Source organism: Roseococcus pinisoli, from assembly GCF_018413645.1.
In the GTDB taxonomy this organism is placed as follows: Bacteria; Pseudomonadota; Alphaproteobacteria; order Acetobacterales; family Acetobacteraceae; genus Roseococcus; species Roseococcus pinisoli.
The window spans coordinates 271,111-292,440 of the sequence record NZ_JAHCDA010000002.1 but is presented as its reverse complement, the minus strand read 5'-3'; the positions used below and the strand labels follow the sequence as shown (position 1 = coordinate 292,440).

Below are 21,330 nucleotides of genomic sequence, written 5' to 3'. Positions count from 1 at the left end.
CGGGACCGGACGGCCTGAACCATCCGGTCCCGCGAGCGATCGCTCAGGCCATCTCGGCCGAACGGTCCCAGAGATTGGGGACCTCGGCATTCGTATAGCCGGAGACGAAGCGCTTCCGCGCGCTCGTCTCGGGATTGAAGGTATGGCGCTCGATCGCGCCGATATTGCCGCCATAGACATGGATGGAGATGGACGGCTTGTCGGCCACCGCATTCTCCACCCAGTGGATGTCCTCCTCGCCGGAGCCGACACCCACCACCTCGCCGGGCTTGAGGTGATCCACCTCGCCCGTCCGCATGGGGCCACCCGGCTCCGGATGCATCGTCACGCTGACCTCGGAGCCGCGCAGCATGCCGACCAGGCCCCAGACCTTGTGGTTATGAACCGGCGTGCGCTGGCCGATGCCCCAGACGAAGCTGACGACGCTGAAGCGCTCGAGCGGGTCGCAGTGCAGGAGGTACTGCCGGTAGCTCGGACCGGGCTCGGCAAGGGCCGCCGGCAGCCAGTCGTCATGCGAGACGAGGCCGCGCAGCAGCGCGGCCCCCTCCTCCAGCCAGCGCTCCTCGGCCGGGTTTTCGCCGGCCAGCCTGGTCATGTCCTGGATGAAGCCGCGAAGGCGGGAGATGTTCGTCATGTTGGGCCGTCTCCAAGCGCCCGCTTCGCCACGGCAGCGAGGAAGCCGGAGGCGGCGGGCAATATTGCGTCGTTGAAGTCATACGACGGGTGGTGAAGCTCGCGGCCGCCCTCTGCGGGGCCATTGCCGATCCAGACGAAGGCGCCGGGCACCTCGTGCAGGAACCAGGAGAAGTCCTCGCCGGTCATGGCCGGCAGGAGGTCGCGGGTGACGCGGGTCACGGTCGCCGCCGCTTCCGCCGCGGTCTCGCGCTCGGCCGGATGATTGGCCGTGACGGGCACGCCCCGGTTGAAGTTGACCTTGGCCGTCAGGCCGAAGGCCAGGGCGATGCCCTGCGCGATCTCGTTCATGCGCGCCTCGATCAGGTCGCCCACCGCGGCGTCCAGCCAGCGGGCCGTGCCCTTCAGGATCGCGCGGGCCGGCACCTGGTTCTGCGCCTCGCCGACGGCGGCCATGGTGACGCTGACCACGCCGGCCTTCATCGGATCGACGTTGCGGCCGATGATCGACTGCAGGGCGACGATGGCATGACCGGCGCCCAGCATGGGGTCCTTGGTCATGTGCGGCAGGGCGGCGTGGCCGGCATGGCCGTCGAAGGTGATGTCGAAGCGCGCACCGGCGGCCATCACGGCGCTTTCATGCACGGCGATCGTGCCGGCCTCGAGGCTCGGCCAGTTGTGCCAGCCAAAGATGCGATCCATCGGGAAGCGCTTGAACAGCCCGTCGGCGATCATCTTGCGGGCGCCGTTGCCGCCCTCTTCCGCCGGCTGGAAGACCAGCTGGACCGTGCCCGCCCAGGACTTGTCGGCCTGGAGCAGCGCCGCGGCACCCAGCAGGGCGGCCGTGTGGCCGTCATGCCCGCAGGCATGCATCACGCCCGGCTTGCGGCTGCGATGCGGCAGGGTCTCGTCCGCCTCCTGGATCGGCAGGGCGTCCATGTCGGCGCGCAGGCCGACGCTCCGGTTGCCGCCGACGCCGCTGGCCTCCCGCCGCAGCGTGGCGACGACGCCGTGGCCGCCCACATCGGTCGCGATCTCGGTGACGCCGAGAGACTTCAGCTTCTCGACCACGAAGGCGGCTGTCTCGCCCTCATCCAGCGTGAGGCCGGGGTTTGCGTGGAGGTGGCGGCGCCAACCGGTGACGGTTGTATGAAGGTCTTGATCCATGGCTGGGGAGCCTAGGACGAATTGAATCGGTGGGGTATCCAATCGGCGTGACGATTTTTGATCCAAGTCTTGTGGGGCGAGGATCGATCTCGATACTATGATGTCGTGTCGATAGATGTACCGCCTCAGGGTTGTATCTTCGCAGTATTGAGGCAGGCAACGGGGCTGAATATATGAAATTCGCCGATATCGGGCAGCAATTGCGGGCCTATCGGATGGAATCGGGGATGCGCGCCGAAGAAATCGCCGCGCGACTCGGCGTTTCGCGGGCTGCCCTGTACCGCTACGAGAAGGGCGAGGTCATCAAGCTCGAGACCATTCGCCGTCTCGCCGAACTCCTCAAGGTCTCGCCGCTGTCATTGCTCGGCATCGGCATCGAGTATTTCGCCCGACCCGCCGCCTTCCAGGAACGCCTGCGCGGCCTCGAGGAGCAGGCCGACCAGATCCTCCTCGTCGGCGGCGCCTATTGCTGGCCCCTGACGGGCGAAGCGATGGAGGGCGCCGTGGCGGAAGCCTGGACTCAGTCCGTCCCGGCCGGCCCCGAGCGCGCCGCCGCCATCTCCCAGGTCGAACAGGGTCTTGGCGCCCTGACCTCGCGCAAGCGGCTCTATGCCCAGAAGCGGCCGACCATCATCGCCGTGCTGGGCGAGGCCGCCCTGCGGACCCTGCTGACCGAGGGCGTGGGCGCCGGCCTTCCCGTCCCGGAGGCGACGCGCGCCCGGGCCCGCATAGCCGCCCAGCAGGAGGCGGAGGCAATGGCCGTGTTGATGGAAAGCGTGCCGATCGGCCTCCAGCTCGGCTTGGCGACCGGCCCCCAGCCTTCCGCGCCGTTCATGGTCCTGCGCGGGCGGGAGCGCGCGCATGTCGTGACGGCGCCCATACCGGCCGACACGCCTCCTTCCGTCTCCTCGGGCGTCGCCGGCATCACCGCCGCCGAGGAAGCCGTCGCCATCCACCAGCGCGTGGCCGAGGCCATGTGGCGCGATTCCATCAAGGGCGCGGAAGCGGCCGCGCGCGTGCGGGAGCTGATCAGCGCCAGCCTCGGCTGAGCCGGCGCGGGGCTCAGAGCCCCGCCAGCACCGCGGCGGGTCGGGCCTGCTGAAGGAAATCCAGCAGGCCGGCCGGCGTCAGGGGCCATAGCCCGTTGAACGGCGTCGTCACGTCGTAGGCGAAATAGACCACCACGCCGGTGAAGCCGGAGAAGGCCGCGACCAGCAGCTCGGTCGAGCGGCGCGCCGGATAGGGCGCGAGGCAGGCGCAGATGACCATCAGCCCGGCGATCGAGGTGAACCAGAAGACCGGATGCGGCGCGGCATGGGCGTCCGAGCCTCGCCGCTGCCGCTGCTCCTCCAGCTTCCAGGTGTTTTCCAGCATTCGCGCATGGATGAGGTTCTGCCGCCGGTCCCGCGGCTCCAGGGCCAGCACGGATTCGAGCAGCACGCGCCAGCTGGTCCAGGCCTGCTCGCTGAGCCGCCCGCGCGCCGCGAGCTCCGGCCAGTCGCCATGGACGACGTCGCGCGCATAGCGGACCACGAGCTGCCGCGCCGGCAAGGTCACTGCCTCGTTGAACCGCTCCAGGTCGTAGAAGACATTGGCCACCGTCACGGCCTCCTCGGCCACGAGCTGGCGCGCATGCATCTCGTTCTGCTTCACCTCGGTGAAGGCGAGCGCCACGATCAGCGCGTGCAGGATGCCGATGCGGACGATGATGACCGAGGTGAGGTCCATCCCGTCCCGGTCGGTGGCCGGCCAGAAACGGTGCGACAGGCGGTAGATCGCGACGCCGAGGCCAGCGGCAAAGACAATGGCGCCGATGGCCAGGAGCACGGGAAGCAGCATCAGGCGAAGCCTGCCTCCCGGGAAAGCCGGGGCGCAAGCCGAAACACGTGGGGCGGTATCGGATCGGCCGGCGGGCTCAGCCTCGCGCCAGCGGATGGTGCTCCTCGACCACCGCGCGCAGCCGCTCCTCGAGGACGCGCGTGTAGATCTGCGTCGTCGCGATATCGGCGTGGCCAAGCAGGGTCTGCAGCGCCCGCAGGTCGGCGCCCCGCGAAAGGAGATGCGTCGCGAAGGAATGGCGCAGCACGTGCGGGCTCACCTTGGCGGGGTCCAGCCCCCCGGCCAGCGCCGCCTGCTTCAGCAGCAGCCCCACGCCCTGGCGCGTCAGATGGCCATTGGCGCCGCGCGAGGGCAGCAGCCATTTCCGCGCGGTCACCCTGCCCTTCCCCAGCGGCTTCAGCGTGGCCTGTGCCGCGGCGGCCGCCTCCCGCGCCCGGCGCGAGATCGGAACCAGTCGCTCCTTCTGGCCCTTGCCGCGCACGGTCACCAGCGGCTCCTCCGCGCGCAGCATGCCGGCCGGCAGCGTGACCAGCTCCGTCACGCGCAGACCCGAAGCGTAAAGCAGCTCGATGGCGGCGGTCGCGATGGCGGATTGCGCCGTGGGCAGCTTCGACGCGCCCTCGATGAGCTGCGCGATGTCGGCCTCGCTCAACGCCTTGGGAAGCGAGGCCGGCGCCTTGGGGCTGTCGAGCAGCTCGGTCGGGTCGTCGGTGCGCAGGCCCTCGCGGGCGATGAAGCGATAGAATTGCCGCAGCGACGAAAGCCGCCGCGCCTGGGTGCGCGCCGAGAAGCCCGCCTGGGTCGCGAGCCAGGCGCGCAGCTCGTCGGGCCCCGCCTTCTCGGCCCCCGCGCCGAGATATCCGAGCGCGTCGACCAGGTCGGCCCGATAGGCGAGCAGGGTATTGGGAGAGGCGCCGCGTTCGGCGGACATCATCTCCAGGAAGGATTCGAGATAGGGGCTCACCGCACCTGGAAGCGGTCGTTGGGCAGGGTCCGTTCAACCGGCACCGTGTTCACCGCGGGCGGGAAGGCGCCGAGCGCCAGCAGCCCGAGCCCGCCGATCACGACAAGGATGAAGAGAAGAGTGAGAAGCGGCCGTCGGAACATGGAGTAAGGCGTCCCCTCGCGCTGATGGGAGGCTGTGCTACCTTTGCGGACCGTGTCACGCAACCTCGCCCAGCCCGAAACCGCTTCCAGCATCCCGCAACGCCAGCCGAAGGGCAGCGTCGTGCTCGTCGGCATGCCCGGCGCCGGAAAGTCCTCCATCGGCCGCCGCCTGGCCGCCCATTGGGGCATCCCCTTCCGCGACGCCGATACCGAGATCGAGGCGGCCGCGGGCATTCCCATCTCCGAGATCTTCGCACGCTACGGCGAGGCGCATTTCCGCGAGGGGGAAAGGCGCGTCATTTCGCGCCTGCTGAACGGGTCCGAGCCGCTGGTGCTGGCCACCGGCGGCGGCGCCTTCGCCGATTCGAGCACGCGCTGCGTCGTGCGCGAATCGGGGGCGACCTCCGTTTGGCTGAAATGCCGGCTTTCCACTCTCCTGCGCCGTGTCGTCGGCCGGGACCACCGGCCGATGTTCGTGAATGCCGATCCGCGCGAGGTGCTGGAGCGCCTGATGACCGCGCGCCACCCCGCCTATGCTGAGGCCGATGTGACCCTTCTCTGTTCCGACGAACATCCCGACGTGACCACCCGCCGCGCGGCCGACGCCATCGCGGCCCATCGGCCGCCCGAGCGCCTGCGCGTCGCGCTCTCGCAGAAGGCCTACGACATCGTGATCGGCGAGGGCGTGCTGCGACGCGCCGGCGCCGAGATGGCGCAGCGGCTGGAGGGCCGGCGCGTCGTCATCGTCAGCGACCAGTCCGTGGCGCCGCTGCACCTGCCCACGCTGCGCGAATCACTGGCCGATGCGGGCTTCACCGTGGCGGCGGAAATCCTCGTGCCGCCGGGCGAGGCCAGTAAATCCTTCCAGCATTTCGAGCGCGTGGTGGACCAGACCCTTTCCGCCAAGGCCGATCGGCGGCTGGCGGTGCTGGCGCTGGGCGGCGGCGTCGTCGGCGACCTGGCGGGCTACGCGGCCGCCTCGGTGCTGCGCGGCCTGCCCTTCGTGCAGTGCCCGACCACCCTGCTCGCCCAGGTCGACAGCTCGGTCGGCGGCAAGACGGGCATCAACACCTCGCAGGGCAAGAACCTGGTCGGCGCCTTCCATCAGCCGAAGCTGGTGCTGGCCGATACCTCCGTGCTGCGCACGCTGCCGATCCGCGAGCTGCGCGCCGGCTGGGCCGAGGTCGCTAAGCATGGACTGCTGCAGGGCCCGCTCTGGGACTGGTGCGAGACGGACGGGCCGCGCGCGATGAAGGGCGATCCCGAGGCGCTGGCCCATGCGGTGCTGGAAAGCTGCAAGCTGAAATCCGCCGTCGTTACCGAGGACGAGTTCGAGACCAAGGCCGAGGGCGGCCGGGCCCTGCTCAACCTGGGCCACACCTTCGGCCACGCGCTGGAGGCTGAGTGCGGCTATAGCGGCCAGCTGCTGCATGGCGAGGCGGTGGCGATCGGCCTCGGTCTCGCGACCGAGCTTTCCGCGCGCCTCGGGCTCTGCTCGCAGGAGATGCCGGGCCGGGTGCGCGAGCATCTGCGCGAGGTCGGCCTGCCGGTGCGGATCGCCGACCTGCCTCGCCGCTTCTCCATCGGCCGGCTGATGGCGCGCATGCGCGCGGACAAGAAGGCCCGGGACGGCGCGATGCGCTTCGTGCTGCTGCGCGCGCCCGGCGATGTATTCACCGAGAGCGGGGTGTCCGAAGAGATGGTCCGCACGCTGCTCACCGACGAAGGATGCGCCCCATGAGCGAAAAGAATCTCCAGGTCCTGCTGCGCCGGCGCCCCGTGGGCGAACCGGTGGCCGACGATTTCGAGATCGTGGAGACGGCCGTGCCGTCCCCCGGCCCGGGTGAGGTGCTGGTGCGCGCGCGCTTCCTCAGCCTCGACCCCTATATGCGCGGCCGGATGAGCGACGCGAAGAGCTATTCAAAGCCCGTCGAGCTCGGCGCGGTGATGGAGGGCATGACGGTCGGCGAGGTCGTGGCCTCCAACCATCCGGACTTCAAGGCCGGCGACACGGTGATGGGCGGCTATGGCTGGCAGCGCTTCTGCGCCGTCGAGGCCGCGCGCCTGCGCAAGGTGGATCCGGCGGAGGCGCCGCTCTCGGCCAATCTCGGCGTGCTCGGCATGCCGGGGCTGACGGCCTGGTACGGGCTGGAGGAGATCGGCGAGCCGAAGGCGGGCGAGACGGTCGTCATCAGCGCGGCCTCCGGCGCGGTGGGCCAGGTGGCCGGCCAGATCGCCAAGGCGCGCGGCGCGCGCGTGATCGGCATCGCCGGCGGCGCGGCGAAATGCGCCTTCGTGAAGGACGAGCTCGGCTTCGACGCCTGCCTCGACCATCGCGGCGACCTCGATGCGCAGCTCGACGCTGCCTGCCCCGAGGGCATCGACGTCTATTGGGAGAATGTCGGCGGCCATGTGCAGGAAGCGGTCTTCCCGCGCTTCCGCGACTTCGGGCGCATGGTGATGTGCGGCATGATCGCGCAGTACAACCAGGCCCCGGGCGCCGACGCGAAGGGCGCGCCTGCCGGGCCGAATCTCGGCCCCGTGGTGCGCAAGCGGCTGCGCATCCAGGGCTTCATCGTCAGCGACAAGGGCTGGCAGCTCTACCCGCAGTTCCGCGCCGAGGTGCTGGGGCTGATGAAGAGCAAGAAGCTCGTCTGGAAGGAGGACGTGGTGCAGGGTCTCCCGAACGCGCCGGAAGCCTTCATCGGCCTGCTGAAGGGGAAGAACTTCGGCAAGCTCGTCATCGCCATCGACTGAGCCGGCGGCGCGGCCCCGGCCTCAGGCCGAGAGCCGCGCCATCGTTTCCGGATAGGCGAAGATGCCGGGGCTGCCCCCGGTATGGATCCACACGACGGGACCGCCGGCCGCGAAGCGCCCTGCCCGCGCCAGGCCGATCAGCCCGGCCATGCCCTTGCCCGAATAGACGGGGTCGAGGGCCAGCGCTTCCAGCCGCGCGGCGAGGCGGATCGCCTCCTCGGTCGTCGCATCGGCCTGGCCATAGGCGCCGGCGCTCCAGCCCACCGCCACCTCGACCAGCTCGTCCGACCAGCGATCCCCCACGCCGAGCAGCCCCGCCGCCTCGCGCCCCACGCGGCAGACGTCTGCCTCCACGCGCTCCGGCTGGGCGTCCACGTCGATGCCGATGACGCGCGCCGGATGGCCCAGCGCCAGCAGGCCGGCCACGAGCCCGGCCTGGGTGCCGGCGCTGCCGCTGCCATGGACGATCCAGGCGACGTCGGGGCAGTCGCGCACGATCTCCTCGGCGGCGAGGACATAGCCCATCGCTCCTAGCGCGTCCGAGGCGCCATAGGGCACGAGGTAGGGCCGGCGCCCCGCCGCGCGCAGCTCCTCGACGATCAGGCGCAGCCGCCGGTTGCGGTCCTCGTCCCAGGGAATGTCGTGGATGACGGCGCCGTAAAGCCGGTCCAGCAGGATATTGCCGGTTTCCTCGTAACCCGGCTCCGTGCGCGCGAGGCGCCCGCGCATGATGCCGAGATGGCATTCGATGCCGAGCTTCGCGCAGGCCGCCGCCACCTGCCGCGCCGTGTTGGACTGCACGACCCCGCCGCAGACGACGCAATCCGCCTCGGCCGCCAGCGCCGCCGCGAGATCGAATTCCAGCTTGCGCACCTTGTTGCCGCCGAGGCCGAGGCCCGTGGTGTCGTCGCGCTTCACGTGCAGCCCGGCGAGGCCGAGATGGGCGCCGAGGCGCGGCATGGCCTCCATCCGCGTCGGCAGATGCGCGAGGGGCACACGGGGCAATTCGCGCAGCCGGGCCAGGGCGTCGCTCATGCCGCGGTCGCCCGGCGCAGCGCGGCCCGGGCCAGCAGCCGCGTGGAATCCAGTGTCGGCAGCGGCGAGTTCGTATCGTCCATGATGAGCGGAATCTCCGTGCAGCCCAGCACCACCGCGTCGCAGCCCTCGCCCTTCATGCGCGCCATCACCTGCTGGAAATACGGAACCTGCCCGGCCGTGAAGCGCGAGCGCACCAGCTCCTCCATGATGATCCGGCCGATCTCGTCGCGCTCCGCGTCGAGGGGGCGCCGATACTCCAGCCCGCGCGCGGAAAACGCCTCGGGATAGACCGCGCTGTCGACCAGCCAGGTCGTCCCGGTGATGCCGATGCGGGAGAATTCGCGCCGCGCCGCTTCCTCGGCCACGACCTCGGCGATGTGCAGCCAGGGCAGCGGGGAGCGTGGCCGAACGAAGCCCATCGCCTGATGGATGGTGTTGTCCGGGCAGATGAGGAAATCGGCGCCCGCGCGCGCCAGCTTCTCCGCCGAGGAGAGCATCAGCCGCCCCACGCCCTCGAGGTCGCCGGCCTCCAGCGCCGTCACGTAATCGGCCAGGGAATGCGTGTGCAGGGAGACCTCGGGATGCCCATGCGGCCCGAAGAACTCGGCGCCCTCGACGCAGATGGTGCGGTAGCAGAGCGCCGCGCCCTCGGCCGAGCAGCCCACGATTCCGATATGACCCGCCATCCTGTCTTCCCCCGTAGCGCCGGCGCGGCCTAGCCTGCCGGCATGCCTGGATCCCGCCTTCCCTACTTTCCGGAATCCGGCGGCCATCACAAGCCGAATGGCCCCTGAGGGTGCGGCGCGCCACCATCATCGCCGACGTGAACGAGCCCGGCGAGGCCAAGGCCGCGGAAGCCTGGCTGGCGGCGGCGGAAGGCCGCCTTACCCATGTCTCGGATCAGCTGGGCTGCGGCTGCTGCGTCCTCATCTGGGACATCGAAGGACCGGACGAGGTCATCGCGACGCTGCCCGAAAGCTTGCGCGGCTACAGCGCCTGGGATCCCTTCCCCCTGCCGGAGAAGACCGGCCTACTGTCGCGCCTCTGCCGTTTCCTCCGGCGCTGAAGGGCGGGCCTCAACCCGGCCGACGCGCCGACAGGGCCTCGCGCAGCGCGCGCGTCTCCGCCTCCAGCGCCGCCAGCCGCTCGCCCACCGGGTCGACCAGGGTCGCCGGCAGGCCATAGCCCGCCGTGCGCGGTGCCCCGGGCCCGCTCGGCCGCGCGGGGATGCCGGTCACCGTCACGCCGTCGGGCACCGAGGCCACCGCCACCGCATTGGCCCCGACCCGCGCCCCGCGACCGACCGTGATCGGCCCCAGCACCTGCGCGCCCGCGCCGATCACCGCGCCGTCCAGCACGTCCGGATGGCGCTTGCCGGGCTTCAGCGAGAGGCCGCCCAGCGTCACGCCGTGATAGATGGTCACGTCGTCGCCGACGGTCGCGGTCTCGCCGATCACCACGCCCATGCCATGGTCGATGAAGAGCCGCCGCCCGATGCGCGCGCCCGGGTGGATCTCGATCCCCGTCAGCATGCGCCCGAGATGGGAGAAGAAGCGCCCCCATCCGCGCAGGCCCCAGCTCCAGAGCCGATGCGCCACCCGATGCCAAAGCACGGCATGCAGGCCGGGATAGGAGAAGATCACCTCGGGCCAGGAGGGCCGCGCCGGGTCACGCTCCCGGATGGAGCGGCCCAGCTCGACGATCTCCAGGCTCACGCCAGCCAGGGCGGAACGGGCAGGCCCTTGCCGCGCAGGAACTCCGGATTGAACAGCTTCGACTGATAGCGCGCGCCGCCGTCGCAAAGGATGGTCACGATGCGGTGGCCAGGGCCCAGCTCGCGCGCCAGCTTCACGGCCGCCGCCACGTTGATGCCGGCGCTGCCGCCGACGCAGAGGCCTTCGTTCAGCGTCAGGTCGAAGATCTGCTCGAGCGCTTCCTCGTCCGTCACCTGCAGCGCATCGTCGATCGGCGCGCCCAGCAGGTTCTCCGGCACGCGGGACTGGCCGATGCCCTCGGTGACGGAGCCGCCCTCGCTCATCACCGGCGTGCCGGTCTTCTTCCAGGAATACAGCGCGGAACCGAGCGGATCGGCCAGCACGATGCGCGTGGTGGGATCGGCCTCCTTCAGCGCGAAGGCGACGCCGGCCAGCGTGCCGCCGGTGCCGCAGGCGCAGGTGAAGGCGTCCACCCGGCCGCCGGCCTGGCGCAGGATCTCGGCGCCCGTGGTCTGCCGGTGGCCCTCGCGATTGTCGAGATTGTCGAACTGGTTCGCCCAGACGGCGCTGCCGGGCTTCTCGGCATTCAGCTCCTCGGCGAGGCGGCGCGAGACATGCACGTAGTTGCCCGGGTCCTTGTACGGCTTGGCCGGGATGAGCCGAAGGTCCGCGCCGATCATGCGCAGGAAGTCGATCTTCTCTTGGCTCTGGGTCTCCGGCATCACGATGATGCTGCGATAGCCGAGCGCATTGCCCACCAGCGTGAGGCCGATGCCCGTATTGCCGGCCGTGCCCTCCACGATGACCCCTCCAGGCTTCAGCTGCCCCTTGGCGATGGCGCCCTCGATGATGGCGAGGCCGGCGCGGTCCTTCACGGAACCGCCGGGGTTCATGAATTCCGCTTTGCCCAGGATCTCACAGCCCGTGGCCGCGCTCGCGCGCGCCAGGCGGATGAGGGGCGTTTCGCCGATGGAGCCGAGCAGGCCGCGGGCGGGAGAGCTGTGGATCGCGTTCATGTCGCCAGGATATCAGCCCCACGAAAACGTGAAACAGATAGCTTGTCCGCAGCAATGCGTGCCGCGCAGAGGGACAATGCAAAATGCCGCGGGGCATCCACGCCAATTCTACATTGACGTTTCGAATCGATCAATTCATATCACCATACATGATCGTATTTCAACAAGGCAGTCATGCGCGATGTCGCGGGGATATTTGCGCCCCGGTCTGAACAATAGCCTTGGAGAATACCACGATGAATCGCCGTCAATTTCTTGCCGCCCCCGCTGCCACCGCCCTCGCCACCCCTGCCCTGGCGCAAAGCGAGCGCCCCATCCGCCTGGTCGTCCCCGTCGCCGCGGGCGGCAGCCAGGACGTTGTCGGCCGTCTGGTCGCGCGCCATCTGGGCCCGCTGCTGGGCACGCAGATCGTCGTCGAGAACCATCCCGGCGCCGGCAGCAATATCGGCTACGAGCTCGTCGCCCGCTCGCGGGCGGATGGGCTGACGCTGCTGGGCGGGTCGGACAGCCTCTCGATCAACAAGTCGCTCTTCCGTCGCCTGTCCTTCGACCCGGTGGAGGATTTCGCGCCCATCGCCCAGGCGACCTCGGTGCCGCAGATCCTGGTGGTGCGCGCGGATTTCCCGGCCACCACCTTCGCCCAGTTCGTCGAGCTGAGCCGCAACGCGCCCACCGCGATCGGCACGCCAGGCAATGGCAGCCTCTCCCACCTGCTGACCGAATTGGCCAAGCAGGCGACGGAGACCAACTGGACCCATGCCCCCTATCGCGGCGGCGCGCTGGCCGTGAACGACCTGCTGGGCGGCTCGCTGCAGGGCGTCATGATCAATATCGGCGCGGTGGCGCAGCATGTGCAGGCCGGCCGGCTCCGGGGCCTCGCCGTCTCGACGGGCAGCCGCACCCAGGCGCTACCCGAGGTGCCGACGCTGATCGAGGCCGGGCTCAGCGGCGTGGATGTGGCGGGCTGGCACGGGATCGTCGCGCCCAAGGGCACGCCCACCGAAATCGTCACCCGCATCAACCAGGCCGTCAGCCAGGTCCTGGCCCAGGCTGAGGTGCGCGAGCGCCTGTCGGCGCTGGGGATTGATCCCGTCATCGCGGATGCCAATGCGCTGGCCGTGAAGATCCGCGAGGATGCCGAGCGCTGGGCACCGGTCATCCAGCGCATCGGCATGCAGGCTGACTGACCCTCGGAGCGTTTTCCGGCCGGACGGAAACGCCCGGCATCAGGAAATGCGTTCTGCCTAGCGGCAGGTAACCCGCACCACCTCGGCCAGTTCGTTGCCGCGCAGCGGCGTCTGGTTCGGCTGGATCACCTGCTGGCCGAGAGGGACCACCACCATCGCGCCCGGCGGCAGGTGACGGAGCCTGGGCGTCGGGCGGCCGAGGAAGGGCGCCGTCACCACGATCGAGAAGCTCTGGTCCCGCCCCGACCTGTTGCGGAGCCTGACCGAATGGACGGCGCGTCCCGTGCCGTCAGGGTCCGGCTGCGTGTGGAACTGCACGGCCTGCAGCGCGCCGGCACAATAGGTCGCCACCTGCGCATGCGCCGGCATCGCTGCGGCAAGCACCGATCCGGCCAGGACGACGAAGCGGAACATCGATGGGGATTCCCGGAAGAAGCGGACCATGGCGGCTGAATTCGAGCCGCGTTCCTAAGGTCGGTTCATCCTCGCCGGAAGCTCCCGCATGGTGAAACAATCTTCACGACCGACCCGCCTCAGAGGCAGGCCAGGCGGGTCATCTGCGCGATCTGATCGCCCCGCATCGGCGCGACGCCGGGCATGTTCGGCGTGTAGCCCAGGGCGACGGTCCTGCTTCCGCCGGCCAGGAGCGTCTGCGTCGCCGGGGCCGGGCGGCCGATGAAGCTGCCGGTGACGACCAGCCGGAAGTCCTGGCTGCGCTCCTGCGTGTTCCGCAGCAGCACCGAATAGCTGGCCCTGCCGCCAGGACCCGGCACGACCCGGGTGGCGAAGCGCTCGGCCACGATGCGCCCGCCGCAATAGCTCGCTTCCAGGGCCTGCGCCGGCGGCGCCGAAAGGATCGCGAGGCCGAAGCCCGCGAGCCCGATGGATCTGAGCATCCTGGAATCCTTCGCCGTCCCATCGCGGCCGGCCCAGGACATACTCCCCTTCGGCGGCTTCGGCGATTACCGGAAGAGAGGCGCCCGCTTCGCTTCCTCGATCGTCGTCAGCCCCGCCTGCCCCATCGAGCTGCGCAGCTCCTCCCGGAAGGAGGCGGTCGCATGGTCGCCGCCCGCCTCGCCGATCGCGGCCACCGACCACAGGAAGGCCCGCGCGGCGAAGGTGAAGTCGGCACCGCTCGCCAGCGCCCGCAACACGTCGAGCCCCGAGCGGATCGATCCGTCGTAGAGGACCTTGGCCCGCCCACCCACGCGCTCCACGATCGCGGGCAGCACGTCGATGGAGGCTGGGGCCGCATCGAACTGGCGGCCGCCATGGTTGGAGACCAGCACGCCGTCGCAGCCGATCTCCACCGCGCGCTCGGCGTCATCGGGGTGCATGATCCCCTTCACCACCATCGCGCGCGGCCAGATCTCGCGCAGCCGCGCGATCCATTCCCAGGTGATGGCCTGGCCCATCTGCCGCTGCCCGAAGGCCGCGATGTCGAAGATCGACGAGCCCTCGGGCACGTATTGCCGCAGCGTCTCGAAGGCGGGGCGGCCGCGCCGCAGCGTCTCGATCGCCCATTGCGGCGAGAGCGCGATGTCGCGCAGCGTGCGGGCGCGCCAGCGGAAGGGCACCTCCAGGCCGTTGGCGATGTCGCCCACGCGCTTCGGGCGGCAGGGCACGTCCAGCGTCACCACCAGCACCTTCGCCCCCACGGCCTCCGCGCGCCGCACCATGTCGAAGGAGCGCCGGTGTTCCTCGGCCGGCATGGGGTAGAGCTGGAACCAATAGGCGTCGGGCGCGATCCGGCCGAAGGTCTCGATGCTCTCATTCGCGACGGTGGAGCCGATATAGGCCAGCCCCGCCTTCTGCGCCGCGCGGGCCAGGATATCGCCCGTGCCGGGCCAGACCACGCCGGGATTGCCCATGGGCGCGACGCCGACCGGCATGGCGTAATCCTGGCCGAAGAGCGTGACGCGCGTGTCGATGGCCGAGACGTCCAGGCCGTAGCGCGGCAGGATCTGCACCGCATCCATCGCCTCGCGGTTGCGCACCACGTTGGGCGCGCCGTGGCCGACGCCGCCGGCGGCATAGTCATAGGCGAAGCGCGGCACGCGCTGCCGCGCCCGCTGCTCCATGACGTCGTAATGCGGGAAGAGCCGGCGCAGGCGCAGCCCGGCCTCGTCCAGCGCCGGCACGGGCGGAAGCTGCGCCGCAGGACGCAGGCCCTCATGGGCGTCGGGCATGGACATCTCCTTTCCGGCCGTCAGAATCGCGGCTCGTGTTCTGAAATTGCCATACGATCTCCGCCCCGGCGGCGGAAGCGGGCGAAGCGGGCCGGGGGAAAGAGACGTTGGACCTGAAGCAGTTGAGAAGCTTCCTCGCAGTGGCCGAGGAAGGCAATTTCGCGCGTGCCGCCCATCGCCTGAATATCGCGGCCCCGCCCCTCACGCGCCGCATCCAGGAGCTCGAGGCCGAGATCGGCGCCGCGCTCTTCCTGCGCACCACGCGCCACGTCGAGCTGACGCCCGCGGGGCGCGCGCTGCAGGAGGCCCTGCCCGCCGTCTTCGCGGCACTCGATGAGGGCATCAGGGCGGCGCGGCGCCATGCCCGCGGCGACGCGGGCACGCTGGCGATCGGCTATACCGGCCATGCCAGCGCCCATAGTCTGCCGCGCCTGATCCGCGCCTTCCGCCAGTCCCGGCCGGAAGTGCGCGTCGATATCCACGGCCCCGGCGTCCAGGGCGACTTGCTGAAGGAATTGCGTTCGCGCCGCCTCGATGCGGCGCTGTGCTTCCTGCCCGTCGAGGGCGATGACCTGGAATGCCGTGACTTCGTGGAAAGCGAGCTCGCGATCGTGCTGTCCGATCTGCATCCCCTCGCCCAGGCGGCCAACCTGACGGTCGCGGACCTGGCCGGCGAGCCCTTCGTCGCGCTTCCGCGCGATCAGGGCTTCTACCTGCGCAAGGCGATGGATCTCGAATGCCGGCACGCGGGCTTCATTCCGAACATCGTGGAGGAATCGACCGAGCCCAAGACGCTGCTTTGCCTCGTCGCGGGTGGCACCGGCGTGGCCATCATGCCGCGCCAGGACGAGCGGCTGGAATTCCAGGGCGTCGTCTTCAGGCCGCTTCCCCCGGACCGGCCCGGGCTGCGCCACGGCCTGGTCTGGAGGAAGTCGGCGGAGAACCCCGCGCTGGTGCCATTGCTCGCCGTCGCGGAGTCCCTTTAGCGGACGTTCAGTTCACCCGCAGGTTGAACTGTTCCACGAGGCGGCCGAAGCGCTCGTATTCCGCGGCGTGGAAGGCGCTGAACTCGGCGCGGCCGCGGGCCTGGATGGGCATGTCCATGCGCCGCAGCCCCTCGACCACGGCCGGCGCGGCCATCGTCCTGAGGCAGCCTTCGGAAATGCGGTCGACAATCGCATCCGGCGTGCCGGCCGGCAGGTAGATGCCGGACCAGATCGTGAAGACGAGGTCGTGGCCCAGCTCACGCATCGTGGGCGTGTCCGGGAATTCCGGCCGCCGGGTCTCGCTGAAGACGGCGATCGGGTGGAGGTGATACTGGCGAACGAGGTTGCCCTGGTCGGTGAAGAGCTGCACCTGGTTCGCCGCCAGAGCCTGCATCACCTCGCCCGAACCGCGGAACGGGATGTGGTTCATCGAGATCCCGGTCATCCGCTCCAGCGACACCATGGTGATGTGCGGCGTGCCGCCCGGACCGGTGCTGGCATAGGGGAAGGCGCCCGCATCCTGGCGCGCGCGCGCCACGACGTCCTGCAGGGTCCGCAGCCCGGAATTCTGCGGCGTCATCATGACCACGAGGGCCGCGGAGGTCTGGCAGACCGGGATGAACTGGTCCTGCCGGAAGGGCGCGCCACGGGTGTGCGGCGTCAGCACCAGCGAGGTGCCGGTGGTGAACAGGATCGTCGTCCCGTCGGGGCGGGAGCGCGCCATCTCCATCGCGCCCACGGTGCCATTGGCGCCGGCCGAATTCTTGATGACCACCGTGGCGCCGAGCGCCGCAGAAAGCTCAGGCTGCACGAGGCGCGCCATCAGGTCCGTCGCACCACCCGGCGGATAGGGCACGATCATCGTGACGGGCGACTGCGCCTGCGCCACCTGGGTGAGCGGGCCAGGCCCTGCGATTCCCATCACCATGCCGAAGGCCACCAGGCCCGCGGTCATCCTCAACTTGCGCATGCGCGCTTTCCTCCCGTCATACTAACGTCTTGTAATCAGAGGCGCGTGCTCGCGTGATTCCCAGCCCCGGTCCATTTCTTTTCCGGTAACGCTTCTTACCGCCGCCGCCTGCGCAAGCGTTGCGACGCCGATCTGTTTCTTGCGCGCAACTTCAGGGATCGTAACGTATTGGGAAGAAGGGCCCGCCCCACGGAGATTTTCCCATGAGCAACAGCGGCATCGTTGCCGGCAGTCCCCACGAGATGCGCCAGCGCATCCGCGCCATCGTCGGCGCGGCTTCCGGCAATCTCGTGGAGTGGTACGACTTCTACGCCTATGCCTTCACCGCGCTCTATTTCGCGCATGCCTTCTTCCCCGCCGGGGACAGCACCGTTCAGCTCCTGAACACTGCCGCGGTCTTCGCCATTGGCTTCCTGATGCGGCCGCTCGGCGGCTGGCTCTTCGGCCGGCTCGGCGACCGGATGGGGCGGAAGTTCTCGATGCTCGCCTCCGTCATCCTGATGTGCGGCGGCTCCCTCCTCATCGCGATCATCCCGACCTACGAGACCATCGGCATCGCGGCGCCGATCGTGCTGCTGGTGGCGCGCATGGCGCAGGGCCTGTCGGTCGGCGGCGAGTACGGCACATCCGCGACCTATATGAGCGAGGTCGCGACCTCCAAGAACCGCGGCTTCTACGCCTCTTTCCAGTATGTGACGCTGATCGGCGGCCAGCTCCTCGCCGTGCTGGTCATCGTCATCCTGGAATTCACGCTGACCGAGGCGGAGATGCGCGCCTGGGGCTGGCGCATCCCCTTCGCGATCGGCGCGCTGGCGGCGGTGGTGGCGCTCTATCTGCGGCGTTCGCTGCACGAGACGACGACGGCCGAGAGCCGCGCGAACAAGGAAGCCGGCACCATGCGCGCGCTGATGAAGCATCCGCGTGCGCTGCTGACCGTGATGGGACTGACGGCCGGCGGCTCGCTCGCCTTCTACACCTTCACGACCTACATGCAGAAATACCTGGTCAATACGGCCGGCCTGCCGGTGAAGACGGTCAGCATCCTGATGGCCGTGGTGCTGCTGATCTACATGGGCATGCAGCCCATCCTCGGCGCGATCTCCGACCGCTTCGGGCGGCGCAACCTGCTCTTCGTCTTCTGCATCGGCGGCATCCTGACGACGGTACCGCTGCTGGCCGCGCTGGGCACGGCCTCGAGTGCCACGATGGCAGGCATTCTGTTACTCTGCGCGCTCGCGATCGTGAGCTGCTACACCTCGATCAGCGGCGTGCTGAAGGCCGAGCTCTTCCCGGCCGAGATCCGCGCGCTGGGCGTCGGCCTCTCCTACGCCATCGCCAATGCGCTGTTCGGCGGCACGGCGGAATACGTGGCGCTGCGCTTCAAGGCGGCCGGCAACGAAGGCGGCTTCGCCTGGTATGTGGTGGCCATGATGGCGGTGGCGCTGATCGCGGTGCTCTTCATGCCGGACATGCAGAAGCACGGCCATATGCGCGACGAGCACAGCCCGCCGCGCTGATATCGGAAGCTGCGGCCTATTCGGGCCGCAGCTCCATCTTCCGCACGACCTCGGTCCACTTGCCGACCTCCGCCGCCACATAGGCGGCGAATTCCTCGGGCGTGCCGCTCTGCGGCTGGATGCCCTGGCTCGACAACTGCGGCCCAATACGTTCCATCGAGGTCCGCAGCGCCGTGTTGAGGCGCGCCACGACGGCCGGCGGAAGCTGGGCCGGCCCCATCACCCCGCCCCAGCTGACGGATTCGAAACCCGGCACCGTCTCGGCCACCGCGCCCAGCTCCGGCGCCTCGGCGATGCGCCGCGCCGATGTCGCGGCGACCGCCCGCACCCGCCCCGCCGCCGCATGCGGCAGGAGCACCGGCGCGGTGTCGCAGCTCAGCGGCAGGACGCCGGCGATGAGGTCCGAAGTGAGCGGCGCGCTGCCGCGATAAGGCACGTGCTGCATCGTGAGGCCGGTCAGCGACTTCAACAGCTCCATGCCCATATGCCCCGCCGAGCCCACGCCTGCGGTGCCGTAGCTGAACCCCTCGCCCTTCTCCCGCGCATGGACCAGGAATTCCTGAAAGTTGCGCGCCGGCACCGAAGGATGGACGCCCATGATCAGCGGCACCACCGAGACCGCCATGATCGCCGAGAAGTCGCGCACCGGATCATAGGGCGTGCGGCTGCCGTAGAGCGCCGGCCCCGTCCCGTTCGGGCCCGCATTGCCCATGAGCAGCGTGTATCCGTCGGGCGCGCTGCGCGCGACATGCTCGGCGGCGATGAAGCCGTTGGCGCCGGGCCGGTTCTCGACCACCAGAGTCTGGCCCAGCAGCTCGGTCAGGTGCGGGGCGAGCAGGCGCGCGATGATGTCGCTGGCGCCGCCGGGCGGATAGGGGATGACCATCCGGATGGGGCGGGCGGGCCATGGCGCCTGGGCCAGCGCGGGTGCGCCCAGGGCGACGGGCGTCAGCGCGGCCAGCGCCAAGGACTGTCGGCGGGCGAGTTTCATGGCGGCATCTCCTCGGCCGGGCGTCTGCGCGCGCGGTTCCGCGAAGCCTGTCCGATCCGGAGGCGAGATGAAAGGGGCGCGGCCCCTCAGGTCCGCCGGGTGGGCGTCGCGGCGGTCAGGCGCGTCGCCGGCCGCCGAATGGCCTGCGCATCACGCGTCGCGCGGAGCTGGGCGGCCGTCCGCGCCTCTCGGGCGCCATGCGCCGAAGATGCGGGACGGGCCAGCCGCACGGGTCGCGTCTGCTGGACGGCACGGGCCTGCCCCACAGCAGCTGTCCGGCGGGTTGTCTGCGCCTGACGCACCGTCCGGGTGGGGCGTGTCGCCTGGGCCTGGCGCGCCGCCTGCCGCTGGCCCGTCGTCCGGGCCTGCTGCACCGCCCTGCCTTGCCGGGTGGTCCGAGCCTCCCGCGTGCCGGCACGCGGCGGCGTGGCGCTCCCCTGCCACACAAGGCGCGGCGTCGTCCGGGCCCGGCTGGGCCTCGCCGAAGCCACCTGCAGCGTCCGGGCCTCCGGAGCGGTCTCGCCCTCGGGCGCCGGCCCGATCGTGTGGGACAGGCCCGCCCACCAGGCGCGGTAGCCCGCGCCCGTGGGATGGATGCCGTCGCCGGAAAGATAGCTGCAGCGGGCGGTCCGGCCGGAATGCACCCGCATGTAGTCGCGCCCCGAGCCCACGCGGACCAGCGGCTCCCGCGTCAGCGCGCGATCAAGCGCCTCGCTGCCGCGCTCGAGGCTCTGATCGTAGGGGAAGCAGCCGGGCGTCGCCCAGATGATCTGCTGCGTCTGCCAGCGGCTCATGATGGCGGCGAGACGCGCCGGATAGGCCTCCGCCGAATAGGGATCGATGCCGCGCAGGTCGTTGGTGCCGATGACGACGACGACGCGCCGCGCGCAACGGGGGCTCTGGGCCCGCAGCCAGGCCAGCCCGATGCCCGTGCGCGCGATCACCTGGAAGCCGGCAGCGCGCGCATAGGGGCCCATGCCCACGGCGAGGCTATCCCCCAGCAGCACGTCCGGGCAGGAGGAGGCCGGCGCCGCCGCCCGCACCGAAAGGGGGCAGGCCAGAAGCAGCAGCGCAGCGAAGGCGGCGGCGATTCTCATAGGCCGGCAGTATCGCCCGAACGGCCGCGGCGCGCATCAGGCTTTCTGCCCGGCTTAACTTACTGTTCTGCAATGGTTTCGCGATGGGTTGCGCCGACGCCCGCGCGGCTCAGGCCACCATCGCGATCTTTCCGAAGTGCTGGTTGGCCTTCATATGCGCCAGCGCCTCGACGACCTGGTCGAGCGGGAAGACCTTGTCGATGGGCAGCGCCAGCTTCCCAGCCTCCAGCGCCGTCCAAAGGTCCGCGCGCATCCGCCGCACGATCTCGCGCACCTCCTCCACGCTGCGGGTGCGGAAGGTGACGCCGATATAGCTGATGCGGCGCGCGGCATGCAGGTCGAAGTCGAACTCCGCCTTGAAGCCGCCGAGCCGGCCGACATTCACGATGCGCCCCAGGATCGCCGTTGCCGCCAGCGTCTGCGAGACCAGCGGGCCGCTGATCTGGTCCACCACCGCGTCGACGCCGCGCCCGCCCGTCGCGTCCAGCACCTGCTGCACCCAGGCGGGGTCATTGGTATCGACCGCCAGGGTCGCGCCGAATTCGGCGAGCCGCGCGCGCTTCTGCGGATTGGTGGAGGAGCCGACGACGATGCCCGCGCCCATCAGCTTCGCGATCTGCAGCCCCATCAGCCCGACGCCCGAGGAGGCGCCCTGGATCATGATGGCTTTCCCAGGCGCGCAGAGCCCATGCGTCACCACCGCGTCATGCATGGTCTGCAGCGCGATGGGCAGCGTGGCCGCGACCTCCCAGGGCATGTTCGTGTCGGGCACCTGGCTTACGCGGCCCCAGTCGACCACGGCGTATTCGGCGTAGGAGCCGGGCATGCCGCCCATCACGCGCATGCCCAGCTGCAGGGTCTTCGGCACCTCGACCCCACATTCCACGATCTCGCCGGCGCCCTCGATGCCCGGGATAGCGCCAATCCCACCTTGCGAGCCATGGGCATGGCCTGCCGCGACGCCGAGATCGGCGCGGTTCAGCCCAATGGCGCGCAGCCGCACCAGCACCTGCTGGGGCCCCGGCTTCGGCGTCGGGACTTCCTGGATCTGCAGCCCCTGGGCGGTGACGACGGCGGCTTTCATGTCTCTCTCCCGGATCGATGGGCCGCAGCTTGGCCCG

The 21,330-nt window shown here is 70.1% G+C and carries 23 protein-coding genes; 7 read left to right on the top strand and 16 right to left on the bottom strand.

The genetic code is table 11. From position 1 onward, the window contains the following. Positions 1 to 43: 43 nt before the first annotated feature. Together KHU32_RS10220 and KHU32_RS10215 are read right to left on the bottom strand one after the other, a co-directional pair. Positions 44 to 634: a cysteine dioxygenase family protein gene (locus KHU32_RS10220; RefSeq protein WP_213670004.1), complete on the bottom strand. Its 591-nt coding sequence runs from the start codon at positions 632 to 634 to the stop codon at positions 44 to 46. After that, on the bottom strand, positions 631 to 1,800 hold the full coding sequence (locus tag KHU32_RS10215) for an amidohydrolase (RefSeq protein ID WP_213670003.1): 1,170 nt from the start codon (positions 1,798 to 1,800) through the stop codon (positions 631 to 633). Before KHU32_RS10215 ends, KHU32_RS10220 begins: the two co-directional genes overlap by 4 nt. 173 nt (positions 1,801 to 1,973) lie before the next feature. Between KHU32_RS10215 and KHU32_RS10210 the strand changes: the two genes are divergently transcribed. Beyond that, positions 1,974 to 2,849, top strand: coding sequence for a helix-turn-helix domain-containing protein (locus tag KHU32_RS10210; protein ID WP_213670002.1), 876 nt, complete (start codon positions 1,974 to 1,976; stop codon positions 2,847 to 2,849). A 13-nt stretch (positions 2,850 to 2,862) separates the two neighbouring features. Here KHU32_RS10210 and KHU32_RS10205 read toward each other — a convergent pair whose 3' ends face one another. The 3 genes from KHU32_RS10205 to KHU32_RS10195 all read right to left on the bottom strand — a co-directional run bounded on the left by KHU32_RS10205 (position 2,863) and on the right by KHU32_RS10195 (position 4,746). Further along, positions 2,863 to 3,639, bottom strand: a complete 777-nt coding sequence (locus tag KHU32_RS10205; RefSeq protein WP_213670001.1) for a bestrophin-like domain — start codon at positions 3,637 to 3,639, stop codon at positions 2,863 to 2,865. 76 nt (positions 3,640 to 3,715) lie between these two features. Next, complete coding sequence (locus KHU32_RS10200; protein WP_213670000.1) at positions 3,716 to 4,603, bottom strand: tyrosine recombinase; 888 nt, start codon at positions 4,601 to 4,603, stop codon at positions 3,716 to 3,718. Continuing rightward, the gene (locus KHU32_RS10195; RefSeq protein ID WP_213669999.1) at positions 4,600 to 4,746 is read right to left on the bottom strand and encodes a hypothetical protein; all 147 of its coding nucleotides are present in this window, start codon (positions 4,744 to 4,746) and stop codon (positions 4,600 to 4,602) included. Before KHU32_RS10195 ends, KHU32_RS10200 begins: the two co-directional genes overlap by 4 nt. Before the next feature lie 52 nt (positions 4,747 to 4,798). On the opposite strand from KHU32_RS10195, the gene aroB reads away from it, so the two are divergent. After that, positions 4,799 to 6,487 (top strand): 3-dehydroquinate synthase, encoded by a 1,689-nt coding sequence (aroB, locus tag KHU32_RS10190; protein WP_408887845.1) that lies wholly within the window; start codon positions 4,799 to 4,801, stop codon positions 6,485 to 6,487. Beyond that, positions 6,484 to 7,503, top strand: a complete 1,020-nt coding sequence (locus tag KHU32_RS10185) for an NADP-dependent oxidoreductase (protein WP_213669997.1) — start codon at positions 6,484 to 6,486, stop codon at positions 7,501 to 7,503. The genes aroB and KHU32_RS10185 overlap by 4 nt, the downstream gene beginning before the upstream one ends. 21 nt (positions 7,504 to 7,524) lie before the next feature. On the opposite strand, the gene KHU32_RS10180 is transcribed toward KHU32_RS10185, so the two are convergent. Together KHU32_RS10180 and KHU32_RS10175 are read right to left on the bottom strand one after the other, a co-directional pair. Beyond that, on the bottom strand, positions 7,525 to 8,538 hold the full coding sequence (locus KHU32_RS10180) for a pyridoxal-phosphate dependent enzyme (RefSeq protein ID WP_213669995.1): 1,014 nt from the start codon (positions 8,536 to 8,538) through the stop codon (positions 7,525 to 7,527). Beyond that, positions 8,535 to 9,227: an aspartate/glutamate racemase family protein gene (locus KHU32_RS10175; RefSeq protein ID WP_213669994.1), complete on the bottom strand. Its 693-nt coding sequence runs from the start codon at positions 9,225 to 9,227 to the stop codon at positions 8,535 to 8,537. The genes KHU32_RS10180 and KHU32_RS10175 overlap by 4 nt, the downstream gene beginning before the upstream one ends. Before the next feature lie 110 nt (positions 9,228 to 9,337). Here KHU32_RS10175 and KHU32_RS10170 point away from each other — a divergent pair, with 110 nt between their 5' ends. Then, entirely contained in the window at positions 9,338 to 9,607 is a 270-nt protein-coding gene (locus KHU32_RS10170; RefSeq protein ID WP_213669993.1) for a hypothetical protein, read from the top strand. A 10-nt stretch (positions 9,608 to 9,617) separates the two neighbouring features. Here the strand turns inward: KHU32_RS10170 and cysE are convergent, their stop codons facing one another. Continuing rightward, positions 9,618 to 10,256, bottom strand: a complete 639-nt coding sequence (gene cysE / locus KHU32_RS10165) for a serine O-acetyltransferase (protein WP_213669991.1) — start codon at positions 10,254 to 10,256, stop codon at positions 9,618 to 9,620. Continuing rightward, the gene (locus KHU32_RS10160) at positions 10,253 to 11,272 is read right to left on the bottom strand and encodes a cysteine synthase A (protein ID WP_213669990.1); all 1,020 of its coding nucleotides are present in this window, start codon (positions 11,270 to 11,272) and stop codon (positions 10,253 to 10,255) included. Before KHU32_RS10160 ends, cysE begins: the two co-directional genes overlap by 4 nt. 236 nt (positions 11,273 to 11,508) lie before the next feature. Between KHU32_RS10160 and KHU32_RS10155 the strand changes: the two genes are divergently transcribed. Then, entirely contained in the window at positions 11,509 to 12,459 is a 951-nt protein-coding gene (locus KHU32_RS10155) for a Bug family tripartite tricarboxylate transporter substrate binding protein (RefSeq protein ID WP_213669989.1), read from the top strand. Positions 12,460 to 12,516: 57 nt separating this feature from the next. On the opposite strand, the gene KHU32_RS10150 is transcribed toward KHU32_RS10155, so the two are convergent. From KHU32_RS10150 to KHU32_RS10140, 3 genes are all read right to left on the bottom strand, one after another. Continuing rightward, the gene (locus tag KHU32_RS10150) at positions 12,517 to 12,873 is read right to left on the bottom strand and encodes a hypothetical protein (RefSeq protein ID WP_213669988.1); all 357 of its coding nucleotides are present in this window, start codon (positions 12,871 to 12,873) and stop codon (positions 12,517 to 12,519) included. 119 nt (positions 12,874 to 12,992) lie between these two features. Then, the gene (locus tag KHU32_RS10145) at positions 12,993 to 13,355 is read right to left on the bottom strand and encodes a hypothetical protein (protein ID WP_213669987.1); all 363 of its coding nucleotides are present in this window, start codon (positions 13,353 to 13,355) and stop codon (positions 12,993 to 12,995) included. Between the two features lie 66 nt (positions 13,356 to 13,421). Next, a complete protein-coding gene (locus KHU32_RS10140; protein ID WP_213669986.1) occupies positions 13,422 to 14,648 on the bottom strand; it encodes an alpha-hydroxy acid oxidase in 1,227 nt (408 codons plus the stop codon). Positions 14,649 to 14,755: 107 nt separating this feature from the next. Here KHU32_RS10140 and KHU32_RS10135 point away from each other — a divergent pair, with 107 nt between their 5' ends. Continuing rightward, on the top strand, positions 14,756 to 15,634 hold the full coding sequence (locus KHU32_RS10135) for a LysR substrate-binding domain-containing protein (protein WP_213669985.1): 879 nt from the start codon (positions 14,756 to 14,758) through the stop codon (positions 15,632 to 15,634). A gap of 7 nt (positions 15,635 to 15,641) precedes the next feature. On the opposite strand, the gene KHU32_RS10130 is transcribed toward KHU32_RS10135, so the two are convergent. After that, entirely contained in the window at positions 15,642 to 16,604 is a 963-nt protein-coding gene (locus KHU32_RS10130) for a Bug family tripartite tricarboxylate transporter substrate binding protein (protein ID WP_213669984.1), read from the bottom strand. A gap of 203 nt (positions 16,605 to 16,807) precedes the next feature. Between KHU32_RS10130 and KHU32_RS10125 the strand changes: the two genes are divergently transcribed. After that, entirely contained in the window at positions 16,808 to 18,121 is a 1,314-nt protein-coding gene (locus KHU32_RS10125; protein ID WP_213669983.1) for an MFS family transporter, read from the top strand. Positions 18,122 to 18,137: 16 nt separating this feature from the next. Here the strand turns inward: KHU32_RS10125 and KHU32_RS10120 are convergent, their stop codons facing one another. The 3 genes from KHU32_RS10120 to KHU32_RS10110 form a co-directional block, all read right to left on the bottom strand. Further along, positions 18,138 to 19,112, bottom strand: coding sequence for a Bug family tripartite tricarboxylate transporter substrate binding protein (locus KHU32_RS10120; RefSeq protein WP_213669982.1), 975 nt, complete (start codon positions 19,110 to 19,112; stop codon positions 18,138 to 18,140). Positions 19,113 to 19,198: 86 nt separating this feature from the next. Then, the gene (locus KHU32_RS10115; protein WP_213669981.1) at positions 19,199 to 20,209 is read right to left on the bottom strand and encodes an SGNH/GDSL hydrolase family protein; all 1,011 of its coding nucleotides are present in this window, start codon (positions 20,207 to 20,209) and stop codon (positions 19,199 to 19,201) included. Positions 20,210 to 20,318: 109 nt separating this feature from the next. After that, positions 20,319 to 21,293 carry a zinc-binding dehydrogenase gene (locus KHU32_RS10110; protein WP_213669980.1) on the bottom strand — a complete coding sequence of 325 codons (975 nt, stop codon included), beginning with the start codon at positions 21,291 to 21,293 and terminating at the stop codon, positions 20,319 to 20,321. Positions 21,294 to 21,330 lie beyond the last annotated feature (37 nt).